11 protein-coding genes and 1 tRNA gene are annotated in these 11880 nt (G+C 72.5%); 9 read left to right on the top strand and 3 right to left on the bottom strand.

The features are described from left to right. From AB0H83_RS26840 to AB0H83_RS26830, 3 genes are all read left to right on the top strand, one after another. Positions 1-1158: phospholipid carrier-dependent glycosyltransferase (locus AB0H83_RS26840; RefSeq protein WP_360099075.1), on the top strand; the 1158-nt coding region annotated here is incomplete at its 5' end. 158 nt (positions 1159-1316) lie between these two features. Continuing rightward, positions 1317-2444 (top strand): PP2C family protein-serine/threonine phosphatase, encoded by a 1128-nt coding sequence (locus tag AB0H83_RS26835; protein ID WP_360099073.1) that lies wholly within the window; start codon positions 1317-1319, stop codon positions 2442-2444. Positions 2445-2519: 75 nt separating this feature from the next. Continuing rightward, positions 2520-2960, top strand: coding sequence for a MarR family transcriptional regulator (locus AB0H83_RS26830; RefSeq protein ID WP_360099071.1), 441 nt, complete (start codon positions 2520-2522; stop codon positions 2958-2960). A gap of 560 nt (positions 2961-3520) precedes the next feature. On the opposite strand, the gene AB0H83_RS26825 is transcribed toward AB0H83_RS26830, so the two are convergent. Then, positions 3521-4717, bottom strand: a complete 1197-nt coding sequence (locus tag AB0H83_RS26825; protein ID WP_360099069.1) for a hypothetical protein — start codon at positions 4715-4717, stop codon at positions 3521-3523. A 159-nt stretch (positions 4718-4876) separates the two neighbouring features. Here AB0H83_RS26825 and AB0H83_RS26820 point away from each other — a divergent pair, with 159 nt between their 5' ends. From AB0H83_RS26820 to AB0H83_RS26800, 5 genes are all read left to right on the top strand, one after another. Beyond that, positions 4877-5734, top strand: coding sequence for a TatD family hydrolase (locus AB0H83_RS26820; protein ID WP_360099067.1), 858 nt, complete (start codon positions 4877-4879; stop codon positions 5732-5734). After that, entirely contained in the window at positions 5731-6579 is an 849-nt protein-coding gene (gene rsmA, locus AB0H83_RS26815; RefSeq protein ID WP_360099065.1) for a 16S rRNA (adenine(1518)-N(6)/adenine(1519)-N(6))-dimethyltransferase RsmA, read from the top strand. The genes AB0H83_RS26820 and rsmA overlap by 4 nt, the downstream gene beginning before the upstream one ends. Positions 6580-6643: 64 nt before the next feature. After that, positions 6644-7543, top strand: coding sequence for a 4-(cytidine 5'-diphospho)-2-C-methyl-D-erythritol kinase (locus AB0H83_RS26810; RefSeq protein WP_360099091.1), 900 nt, complete (start codon positions 6644-6646; stop codon positions 7541-7543). Continuing rightward, complete coding sequence (locus AB0H83_RS26805; protein ID WP_360099063.1) at positions 7544-9346, top strand: ABC-F family ATP-binding cassette domain-containing protein; 1803 nt, start codon at positions 7544-7546, stop codon at positions 9344-9346. 20 nt (positions 9347-9366) lie between these two features. After that, positions 9367-9837, top strand: coding sequence for a DUF4383 domain-containing protein (locus tag AB0H83_RS26800; RefSeq protein ID WP_360099061.1), 471 nt, complete (start codon positions 9367-9369; stop codon positions 9835-9837). A gap of 39 nt (positions 9838-9876) precedes the next feature. Here the strand turns inward: AB0H83_RS26800 and AB0H83_RS26795 are convergent, their stop codons facing one another. Together AB0H83_RS26795 and AB0H83_RS26790 are read right to left on the bottom strand one after the other, a co-directional pair. Then, complete coding sequence (locus tag AB0H83_RS26795) at positions 9877-10479, bottom strand: TetR/AcrR family transcriptional regulator (protein WP_360099089.1); 603 nt, start codon at positions 10477-10479, stop codon at positions 9877-9879. Between the two features lie 83 nt (positions 10480-10562). Continuing rightward, positions 10563-11555: a fatty acid desaturase gene (locus AB0H83_RS26790; protein ID WP_360099059.1), complete on the bottom strand. Its 993-nt coding sequence runs from the start codon at positions 11553-11555 to the stop codon at positions 10563-10565. Between the two features lie 230 nt (positions 11556-11785). Between AB0H83_RS26790 and AB0H83_RS26785 the strand changes: the two genes are divergently transcribed. Beyond that, a tRNA-Gln gene (locus AB0H83_RS26785) sits at positions 11786-11860 on the top strand. Positions 11861-11880 lie beyond the last annotated feature (20 nt).

Genomic DNA, 11880 nt, shown 5'->3' with positions numbered 1-11880 from the left:
GTGCTGGCGGCGCGGCGGTTGTTCCGCTCGACGATCCTGGCCGCGACGGCGGGGTTGCTGATGTCGCTGGACGGTATGCATTTCGTGCTGTCGCGGGCGGCGCTGCTGGACATCTTCCTGATGTTCTGGATCGTGGTCGCGTTCTACTTCCTGGTCCTGGACCGCGAGCAGCGCCGCGCCCGGTGGCTCGCGGCGCTGGAGCGGGGGATCGACCCGAGCCGGCCCGGCGCCGGCAACCGGCCGAAGCTGGGCGTGCCGTGGTACCGGCTGGCCTGCGCCGTCTCGCTCGGTCTCGCGTGCGGCGTCAAGTGGAGCGCGCTGTGGTACGTGCTGCTCTTCGTCGCGCTGACGCTGATCTTCGACATCAGCGCCCGCCGCGCCGCCGGGTCGCGGCACGCGATCCGCGACGGCATCCTCGACGACGGCGGCTGGATCTTCGCCGTGTTCGGCCTCGCGTTCGTGGCCTACCTGGCCACCTGGACCGGCTGGTTCCTCTCCGACGACGGCTACTTCCGGCACTGGTACGCGCAAAGCAACGGCCTGGCCGGTGACCGCTTCATCATCGACCCGCTGTACAACCTGTGGCACTACCACGTGGAGGCGTACAACTTCCACACCGGGCTGAGCACGAAGCACCAGTACCAATCCTGGCCCTGGATGTGGCTGCTGCTGGGCCGTCCGGTGGCGTTCTACTGGAACACCGACGGCCCGTGCGGCGCGAGCAGCTGCGCCTCGGAGATCCTGCTGCTCGGCACGCCGCTGCTGTGGTGGTCGTTCCTGCCGGCGCTGATCGCGCTGGGCTGGCTGGCGATCGCCCGCCGCGACGGCCGCGCCTGGCTGATCATGGCCTGCGCCCTGGCCGGCATCCTGCCGTGGTTCCAGTCGATGCCCGACCACCGCACGATGTTCTACTTCTACGCCCTGCCGGCCGAGCCGTTCCTGGTCCTCGCCGTGGTCTACGTGCTGGGCGCGATCATCGGCCCGCCCCGGCACGTGAAGCCCGCCAGCGACCACAGGCTGATCGGTTCGATCGTGGCCGGCGCATACGTGCTGCTCATTGCGGCCTGTTTTGCGTATTTCTACCCGATCTATAGTGGTATGGACATTACGTACACCGAGTGGTTCTCGCGCATGTGGCTCGGATCTCGCTGGGTGTAGCACCGCGACGGTAACTGGGTATCACCACAGTCGACGCACTGCCTTATATTGTTTGCCGCACGGCAAGCAAAGGCTTCGGTCGTGGATGGTGAAAGGCTCGCATGTCCGGCGTTGGCTCCATCGAGAAGGCTTTGCGCACCGCTCCACCTGATCGCCTGGTGGAGGTGCTCGACGCCCACCTGAGTGCGGCCCACGGCGCGAAGAGCAGCATCGTGTGGCTCGCCGACTACCGCTCGACCACGCTCTCGCCGAGCGGGGGCGAGCCGGACCACGCCGAGGACCAGCTGCCGTCCGCCACCCGCGCCTTCGCCAGCCAGACGGTCGTCCTGGAGGCCCGGGAGGGTCAGGCGCTCGCCCGGCTGCACCTGCCGATCAGCGCCTGGGGCGAGCGCGTCGGGGTGCTCAGCGTGCTGCTGGACGCCGAGCGCGCCCCGGAGGCCCGGGAGAGCCTGCGCGAGGTGGCGGGCGCGTTCGCGGTGGCGGTGCAGGCGGCGTACCGGCGCACCGACCGCTACCACCTCGACCGGCGGCGCAGCGGGCGGTTGACGATGGCCGCCGAGATGCAGTGGGACCTCCTGCCCGCCCGGGGCTACGACCAGCCCGGCCTGAAGCTCGCCGGGCAGCTGGAGCCGGCGTACGCCGTCGGCGGCGACCACTTCGACTGGTCCGTCAACGGCGACTGGCTCACCGTCACCGCGCTCGACGGCATGGGCACCGGCCTGGACGCGGCGCTGCTCACGACCCTCGCGGTCAACGCCATGCGCAACGCCCGCCGGTCGATCCCCGCCGGGCAGAGCGCCCCCGGCGACCTCGCCGACCAGGCGGTCCTCGCCGCCGACGCGATCTCGTCGCAGTACGGCGGCACCCGCCACGTCGCGACCCTGCTGCTGTCGCTCAATATCGCCACCGGCGAGCTGCATATCATCGACGCCGGATCGCCCCGCCTGCTGCTGGTCCGCGGCGGCCAGGTCCGTGACATGGTCCTCGACCCGCAGCTGCCGCTCGGCATGTTCGGCGACACCAGGTACGTCGAGGAACGCGAACGCCTCCACCCCGGAGACCGTCTCTTCATCGTCAGCGACGGGGTGCATAATGCGACCCGGCCGAACGAGGCCGCGTACGGTGAGCGCGAGTTGAGTCGTGCCATACGATCGACTCGGTTGCAGCCACCGGCCGAAGCGATCAGCAGCGTCATGCGGAGCCTTCGTGACTATCACGCGGGCGCCGAGCTCGCCGACGATGCGTTGATCGTGTGCCTCGACTGGTCGCCCAGAGCCGACCCGTGATCCCCGCGACCCTCGGAGGACGACGTGCGGAGCCGACCTTCACCGCACCCGGCTGGCAGTGACGACGCGGCCTCCATGGCCGCCGCGCTGGTCGACGCCGCGGGTCAGGCCCTGGTCCTCGCCACCAGCGCCGCCAACGACAACTCCGGCGTCTCCGCCGCCCAGCTGCGCGTCCTTGGCGTCGTCGACCAGGCCGGCTCGATCAACCTCACCCAGTTGGCGATCGCGCTGCACACCGCGCCGTCCTCGGCCAGCCGCCTCTGCGACCGCCTCGAGGCCGCCGACCTGCTGCGCCGCACCAACGACGACCGCGACCGGCGCGAGGTCTGGCTGGTCCTGACCCCGACGGCCCGCCGCCTGCTCGACGGCCTCAGCCGCCAGCGCCAGGAGACCATCGCCGCGGTCCTGCGCCGCATGTCCCCGGACGACCGCGCCGCCCTGGTCCAGGGCCTGCAGTCCTTCTCCCACGCCGCCGGCACGCCGGTCGCCGACTCCTCCGAGGCCCAGGCCAGCTGACGCCGCCCGCCGCGCCCCTTCGGCCGGGGTGGAGATCGCCATCCGTGCAAACTCGCCCGGCCGGAGCCGACGCGCGACAGCGCGGCGCGGGGCTTCGAGGACGTGGGGCCGCCACCACCGGCTCAGGCGTGATCTTGCTTGGTTGATCGAAGTCGTGTCGTGGTCATCTGGGCGACCGGGACGCGACTTGGATCACCACGGTGGTCGGCCGGCGGGATGGCGGGCGCCGGGCCGGGCACGTTTGGTGACCTGGGCCAGGTCGAGGCCCGGTCGGTGCTGCGCCGGCACGCCGATGCTTGGTGCACGGTGGCGAAACGCCGTCAGGCGGGTGGCGTGTCGGTGCGGTTCCCGTGGCGGTGGCGTGGGTCGCTGCCGGTCCGCTGCCACCGCGGCACGGACACCGTGGACGGGCGAAGGTGGCGGCTGCCGACCACGGAGCAGACCGCGCCGTTGCGGCTGCGACCCCGTGGACGGTCGCAGCACCAGAGAGGCTCCGCCAGAAGTGAACGGTCGCAGCACCGGAGGGGCTCCGCCAGAAGCCGGGAACTGCTCAGGAGCTGCTACAGCTCGAACCAGTGGTCCTGCTCGCGGGGGTCGGTGACCTCGGCGGCCGGGGCCCAGGCCTCGTACAGGCCGCGCTCCACGCAGTGGGCGCCCAGGCGGGCGACCTGGTCACCGTCCGGGCGGCTCAGGCGCAGCCGGAGCCAGTCGCCCTCCTCGCGGATCACGGTGCAGGGCGCGTCGCGCCAGGTGGCCGTCGGGATGCGGCGGGCCAGGGCGTCCAGGGGGTAGCGGGCGGCGCGGGTCTTCGCCGCGACCCGGAACTCGCCCGGCGGGTCGACGATCGCCTCGTAGACGTTGTCGCGGTAGCGGCCCACGTAGCGGGTCAGCGGGGTGGTGGTCGGGAAGTACTCCTGATCCGCGGCGATGGTGTCGGGCAGCAGGTGGCGCCACTGGGGGCCGTGCATCCGGCTCCACGCGCGCTGCTCCGGCAGGTACGTGTACAGCGTGACCTCGGTGCCGTCGCCGGTGTAGGCGACCAGCGACGTGTTCGCCGGGACGGGCAGCTCGGCCAGGTCGCGGGTGACGAACTCGGGCACGATGTGCCGGCCGCTCGGGGCGAAGCCGGTGCCGATGACAGGGGAGCCGAGCCGGTCGTGCGGCGGCATGGCGACGAGGCCGTCGTACGTGCCGGCGAGGGGCACCTCGTAGTCCCAGGGGTCCACGGCCCGCCAGCGGATCGCGAAGACCACGCCGCCGTCGGTGTCGGGGCTGCCGCCGCTGAGGATCGCCAGGTCGGCCGGGGTGCGCAGGTGGGCGACGTCGAAGGCGCGGTAGCAGAAGCCGCTGACCGGCCAGCCGCGCAGGTGGCCGCCGAGCTGCCGGCCCGTCAGGAACTTGATCATGCGGGTGCCGCGGCGGACGGCGGCGGTGCGGCGGATCGGGGCGAGCTGCGCGGCGGCGGCCGGGGTCTGGGTGAGCTTGTGCAGGGCGGTCCAGTCCAGGGCGCGGGTGACGGGCATGAGCAGCGGCTCGTCCTCCAGCCCGTCCAGCGCCGAGCCGACCTCGGTCGCGTGCACGAACCGCCGGAACGGCCAGCGGGCGCCCGGGCGCGGGTTGGGCAGGAAACCGGGGGCGGGTTGTGTCGCGTACACCTCGAAGGCGGCGCCCTGCGCGATCTCCTCGGCCGGGTAGGTGGTCCCGTCGAGGGTCACGGTGCGGGTCGCGGACCCTTCCGCATGCCCGATGACTGTCACCTTCCCGACGCTAAGGCCGGGTGATGTGGCTGCGGTGAACGAATCGTGAACGCCGGAGGCGGGGGTGGCATGCTTATGGCCGATGACTGAGCGAAACGAGCGAATGATGGTCCAGCGTGCGGTGCCCGGCGGCGCCGGGGAGCGAAGCGGGCCCGCGGCGTGAGTGCGAGAAAACACAGCCGGGAGGGCACGTTCCCGCCGGCGCCCGAGCCGTTGCCGGTCGCGGTGCCGGACAGCCACACCCACATCGACATCACCCTCGAGGACGACGGGGTCGGCGGGCCGTCGACGGTGGCCGACGCCCTCGCGCTGGCCGAGGCCGCCGGGGTCGACCGGCTGGTGCAGGTCGGGGTCGACGTGCCGTCGTCGCAGTGGGGGGTACGGGTCGCCGAGGAGCACCCTGGGGTGGTGGCGACGGTCGCCCTGCACCCGAACGACGCGCCGCGCCTGGCGGACCTGGACGCCGCGCTGCGGGAGATCGAGCGGCTCGCCGCGCACCCGCGGGTCCGCGGGATCGGCGAGACCGGGCTGGACTACTTCCGCACCGGCGAGGACGGGCGCAAGGCCCAGCACGAGAGCTTCCGGGCGCACATCGCGATCGCCAAGCGGCACGGCAAGACGCTCGTCATCCACGACCGCGACGCGCACGACGACATCCTGCGCGTGCTCGACGAGGAGGGCGCCCCGGACCAGGTCGTCATGCACTGCTTCTCCGGCGACGAGTCCTTCGCCCGGGATTGCCTGGACCGCGGGTTCCTGCTGAGTTTCGCCGGCACCCTCACCTTCGGCAACGCCCGGCAGCTGCGGGCGGCGGCGGCGATCACGCCGCTGGACGGCCTGCTGGTGGAGACCGACGCGCCGTTTTTGACCCCGACGCCGTTCCGTGGCCGGCCCAACGCCAGCTACCTCATCCCGCTGACGGTGCGGGCCCTCGCCGAGGTCACCGGGCACGACCTGGACGCGCTGTGCGCGGCCCTGTCCGCCAACGGCACGCGCGCGTTCGGGCAGTGGCGATGACGCTGCTCGGGCCGGCCGAGATCCGGGACCTCGCGGCGTCGCTGGGCGTCCGGCCGACCAAGCAGCTGGGGCAGAACTTCGTCCACGACCCCAACACCGTGCGGCGCATCGTACGCGCCGCCGAGCTGACCGGCGATGACGTCGCGCTCGAGGTCGGGCCGGGCCTCGGCTCGCTCACCCTGGGCCTGCTGGAGGCGGCGCAGGCCGTCTGTGCCGTCGAGATCGATCCGGTACTGGCCAAGGCGCTGCCGGACACCGTCGCCCGGTACGCCCCGGAGCACGCCGGCCGGCTGCACGTGGTGGAGGGTGACGCGCTGCGGGTGGAGGTGGAGCAGGCGCCGACCGCGCTGGTGGCGAACCTGCCGTACAACGTCGCCGTGCCCGTCGTGCTGCACCTGCTCGCCACCGTGCCGTCGCTACGCAAGGGCCTGGTCATGGTGCAGAAGGAGGTCGCCGACCGGCTCGTCGCCGGCCCCGGCAGCCGCGTCTACGGCGTGCCGAGCGTGAAGCTCGCCTGGTACGCGACGTCGAAGCTGGCCGGCAAGGTGCCGCCGAGCGTGTTCTGGCCGGTGCCCAACGTCGACTCGGGCCTGGTGGCGTTCACCCGGCGCGAGCCACCCGCGGGCGCCGACCGCAGGGAGACGTTCGCCGTGGTGGACGCCGCGTTCGCCCAGCGCCGCAAGACGCTGCGGGCCGCGCTCGCGGGCTGGGCCGGCGGGCCTGACGCCGCGGAGCGGGTCCTGCGGGCCGCGGGGGTCGACCCCGGCGCCCGCGGGGAGCAGCTCACGGTGGAGGACTTCATCCGCATCGCGAGCCAGCGGCAGGCGCACGCGTCGCCCAGGTAGGGTGCTCCACGTGACCGAGCCGCTCTTCTCCGATGACGACGACGAGGAGTTCGACCGGCCGCGCCTGGCCGCGCACGGACCGGTCCGGGTCCGCGTGCCGGCGAAGATCAACCTGCACCTGCACGTCGGCCCGCCGCGGCCGGACGGCTTCCACGAGCTGACCACCGTGTATCAGGCGATCGGCCTGTACGACGAGATCACCGCCCGCCGCGGCGACACGCTGACGCTCACCATGGAGGGCGAGGGGACCGGCCAGCTGTCGCTCGGCGAGGACAACCTCGTCATCCGGGCGGCGCGGGCCCTGGCGGCGGAGACCGGCCACGACGCGCACGCGCGGCTGCACCTGAAGAAGCAGATCCCGATCGCCGCGGGCCTCGCCGGCGGCAGTGCCGACGCGGCCGCCGCCCTCGTCGCCTGCGACCAGCTGTGGGGGACCGGGCTGTCCCGCGACGACCTCGCCGGCATCGCCGCGAGCCTGGGCTCCGACATCCCGTTCCTGGTCCTGGGCGGCACGGCGCTGGGCACCGGCCGCGGCGAGCTGGTCAGCCCGGTCCTGACCGGCGGGCAAGCCTGGCACTGGGTCCTCGCGGTGGCCGAGGAGGGCCTGTCCACCCCGACGGTCTACCGGACGTTCGACGAGTTGGGCGCGCAGAGCGAGGCGGGCCCGCCGGACGGGTTGCTCGCCGCGCTGCGGCAGAAGGACCCCGACGTGCTCGCCGCGCACCTGGCCAACGACCTGCAGGCCGCCGCGCTGCACCTGCGCCCGGAACTGCGCGGCGTCCTGGACGCCGGGCTCGACGCGGGCGCGCTCGCCGCGCTCGTGTCCGGCTCCGGTCCGACCTGCGTCTTCCTGGCCGAGGACGCCAGGCACGCCGCGCTGCTCGCAGCCGACCTGGAAGCCAGCGACTGCTGCCGCGCGGTGCGCACCGCCGTCGGTCCCGTGCCCGGAGCGAGAGTGCTGTAGATGGCCAACATCATCAACCTGGACAAGGTCGGCAAGACGTACCCGGCCGGCCGGATCTTCGACGAGGTGTCCCTCGGCGTCGACGACGCCGACCGCATCGGCGTGGTCGGGCTCAACGGGGCCGGCAAGACGACCCTGCTGCGGATGCTCACCAAGGCCGAGGAGCCCGACGAGGGCCGCGTCACCCACCGGCGTGACCTGCGGGTCTCCGCGCTGCCGCAGAACCTCGACCTGCCGCCGGCGGCGACCGTCCGCGACGTCATCATCGGCACCGCCTGGCTGCCGGCCGCGTTCGCCGCGGAGCACGAGTGGGCCGGCGACGCCGGGGTCCGCACGGTGCTCAACGGGCTCGGCATGCCGCACCTGGGGCTGGACGCGCCGGTCGGGCCGATGTCCGGCGGCGAGCGGCGGCGCATCGCGATCGCCGCGCTGCTGGTGCGCCCCGCGGACCTGCTGATCCTCGACGAGCCCACCAACCATCTCGACGTCGCCGGCATCGCCTGGCTGGCCCGGCACCTGCTGCAGCGCCGCGGCGCGCTCATGGTGGTCACCCACGACCGGTGGTTCCTCGACGCGGTCTGCACGACCACGTGGGAGGTCGCCGACGCGACCGTGCGCGCCTACGAGGGTGGGTACGCGGCCTGGACCCTCGCCCGGGCGGAGCGGCTGCGGGTCGCCGCCGAGGCGGAGTCGCGCCGGCAGAACCTGCTGCGCAAGGAGATCGCCTGGCTGCGGCGCGGCCCGCCGGCGCGCACCAGCAAGCCGAAGTTCCGCATCGACGCGGCCAACGCGCTCATCGCCGACGTGCCGCCGGCCCGCGACACGGTGTCACTGCAGCGCCTGGCGGTCTCGCGGCTGGGCAAGCAGGTGTACGAACTGTCCAAGGTGGACCTGCGCGCCGGGCAGCGGACCCTGCTGTCCGATGTGGACTGGCTGGTCGGCCCCGGCGACCGGATCGCGATCCTCGGTGCCAACGGCGCCGGCAAGACGACGCTGCTGCGGGTCCTGGCCGGCGTCCGCGAGCCCGACAGCGGCCGGATCCTGCGCGGCAGCACCGTGCGGGCCGCGTTCCTGTCGCAGGAGCTGCACGAGCTGCCGGCCGGGCTGCGCCTGCTCGAGGCGGTCGAGGAGGTCGCCAAGCGGGTCAGGCTCGGCGACCGGGAGCTGACCGCGTCGCAGCTGGCCGAGGTGTTCGGCTTCAGCGGCGCCCGGGTGTGGACGCCGGTCGCCGACCTGTCCGGCGGCGAGCGGCGCCGGCTGCAGCTGCTGCGCCTGCTCGCCGCGGAGCCCAACGTGCTGCTGCTCGACGAGCCGACCAACGACCTGGACATCGACACCCTCGCCGCGCTGGAGGACCTGCTCGACTCCTGGCCGGGCACGATCGTGGTGGCCAGCCACGACCGGTACCTGGTCGAGCGGGTCGCCGACGTCGTCTACGGCATGTTCGGCGACGGGCACCTGGTCCACCTGCCGGGCGGGGTCGACGAGTACCTGGAGCGCATCAGCGTCGCCGGGGAGGGCTTCGGCGCCGGGCGCGACGCCGCGGCGCAGCCAGGCCGGGAACGCGCCGCGGACCTGCGCGCGTCGGAGAAGGACGCGCGGGCGGCGAAGAAGGAGCTGGCGAAGCTGGAGCGCAGCATGGACCGGCTCGCGCAGAAGGAGGCGGCGCTGCACGCCCAGCTGGCCGAGCACGCCACCGACTACGCCCGGATCACCTCGCTGGACGCCGAGCTGCGCGCGGTGCAGGAGGAGAAAGCGATCGTCGAGGAGCAATGGCTCGCCCTCGTCGAGATCGCCGGATGACCCGGCCCTAGAATGCGGTCATGGCCGCTCACTTTCCGATCAACCACCACCTCCGGCCCCTGTACCGGCTGCTCTGCGTCGTCGCCGGTCTCTACATGCTGGTCTTCGGCGTGGTCGGATTCGTCCAGACGTCGGGCCAGCCGTTCTTCAGCCAGGACGGGGCCGAGTGGGTGCTGGGGCTGCGCACCAACCCCGCCTTCTCGCTGCTGTCGCTGGTCGCCGGGGTCGTCGTGCTCGGCGCCAACCTCATCGGCCGCAACCTGGCCCACCACATCAACCAGCTCGCGGGCGTGGTGCTGACGGTCGTCGGCATGGCGATGCTCGCGCTGCTGCAGACCGAGGCCAACATCTTCGCGTTCTCGATGGTCAACGTGATCGTCACGTTCATCCTCGCGGGCGTCACCGGCACCGCCAGCCTCTACGACCGGGTCGGCAGCACCTCCGCGGCCGAGGCCGAGGAGCAGTTCCGCCACGGTCCCCGCACGGCGTGAGACCGCGGGCGGTGCCTCCTGGGCGCCGCCCGCGTCCGTCTACTTGCCCTGCCTGGTGACGAGCGTGGGCTTGGCCTCCATGTTGGACAGGCCGTTCCACGCCAGGTTGACCAGGTGCGCCGCGACGACCTCTTTGCGCGGTTTGCGCACCTCCAGCCACCACCGGCCGGTCAGCGCGACCATCCCGACGAGGGCCTGCGAGTAGAGCTCGGCGAGCTTCGGGTCGAAGCCGCGGCGCTTGAACTCCGAGCCCAGGATGTGCTCGGCCTGGTGGGCGACGTCGTTGAGGACGCTCATGAAGTTGCCGGTCGGCGACATCACCGGCGACTCGCGCACCAGGACCCGGAAGCCGTCGGTCTCGTTCTCGATGTAGTCCAGCAGCGCCAGGGCCGCCTGCTCGAGCAGCTCGTGCGGGTGGCCCGCGGTCAGCGCGTTGGTGATCCGGTCCAGCAGGCCGCGGACCTCGCGGTCCACGACCACCGCGTAGAGCCCCTCCTTGCCGCCGAAGTGCTCGTAGACGACGGGTTTGGAGACCTTCGCACGCGACGCCACCTCCTCGATGGAGGTGGCGTCGAACCCCCGCTCCGCGAACAGCGCCCGCCCGATGGCGATGAGCTGCTCGCGGCGCTGGGCGGCGGACATCCGCACCCGGGACTTCGGCAGGCTCGGCGGTGGCGGTGGGCTCGTCGAGCGCTGGACGTGCGGTGTTTCCTCCGGAAGGTCGGTCACCCGCTCATCGTGCCAGCCGTGCCGCCGGCGGCGGCGACCCGCTTCGCATCGAGCCGGTCACGCTTCGGCCAGCGCGCGTCGGCGGCCCAGCCGAGCTTCTCGAAGATCCAGATGAGCCGGGCGTTGATGTCGACCTGGCCCTTGTCGACCCCGTGGCGGGCGCAGGTCGGGTCGGCGTGGTGCAGGTTGTGCCAGCTCTCGCCGAAGGACAGGATCGCCAGCGGCCAGAAGTTGCTGGCCCGGTCGCCCTCGCGGGTCTCGAACGGCCGCTCCCCGTAGACGTGGCAGATCGAGTTGATCGACCAGGTGACGTGGTGCAGCAGGCCGATGCGGACCAGGCCGGCCCAGAAGAACGCCGACAGCGCGCCCTGCCACGACCAGGTGACCAGGCCGGCGATCACCGCGGGCAGCGTCGCGGACAGGATCACGATGACCGGGAAGAGCTTGTCGATGCGGCGGATGTCCTTGTCGGCGAGCAGGTCCGGGGCGAAGCGCTCCCGGTTGGACAGCTCGCGGAAGAACAGCCAGCCCACGTGGGCGTAGAAGAGGCCCTTCACCAGGCCGCTGACGGACTCCCCGAAGCGCCACGGCGAGTGCGGGTCGCCCTCGCGGTCGGAGAACGCGTGGTGGCGGCGGTGGTCGGCGACCCACTGCGTCGGGCTGCCCTCGATCGCGCTGCTGCCGGCCACGGTCAGCACGATGCGCAGCCCCCGGTTGGCCTTGAAGGCGCCGTGGGTGAGGTACCGGTGGAAGCCCGTGCCGATGCCGAGCCCGCCGATCACGTAGAACACGGCGCCGAGCGCGACGTCGAGCCAGGTGAGCCCCCAGCCCCAGGCGACGGGGACGGCCGCCAGCAGGGCGACGAACGGCAGGACCACGAAGCCCCACAGGGCGACCAGGATTCCGGCGCTCTGGCGCCCCTGGGTCAGGGCCTTCGGCCCGCGGTCCGGGGGGTGACCTGGGGCGGGATCAAGGAGTACAGCGGACATGACACCTCTCAACGGGCTCTTCGCCGGGCGGGGAGATCGACGGGGCTACGCTTACGTCACCGTAACTTACGGGTCCGTAGGTTCGCCAGACGAGCTCTGTGTCAAGCTGATTACCCGCCGCCTTGTGTGATGTTCGTCCGGAAAGATCGGCCGGCCCGCCGCGCGGGTGAGCAAACCGGCCTCGATACAAGCCGGATTCATGCGCCCGGTACGCTGCACTCGCAGATCTTTGGGGTGTGGGGTAACGGCAGCCCGCAGGCCTTTGGAGCCTCGCAGTCCAGGTTCGAATCCTGGCACCCCAGCCACCTGACTACGATGGGGCGCA

Source organism: Dactylosporangium sp. NPDC050688 (assembly GCF_040654515.1).
GTDB lineage: Bacteria > Actinomycetota > Actinomycetes > Mycobacteriales > Micromonosporaceae > Dactylosporangium.
Note: the sequence above shows the minus strand (reverse complement) of the source record. Positions and strands in the feature narration are given on the sequence as shown.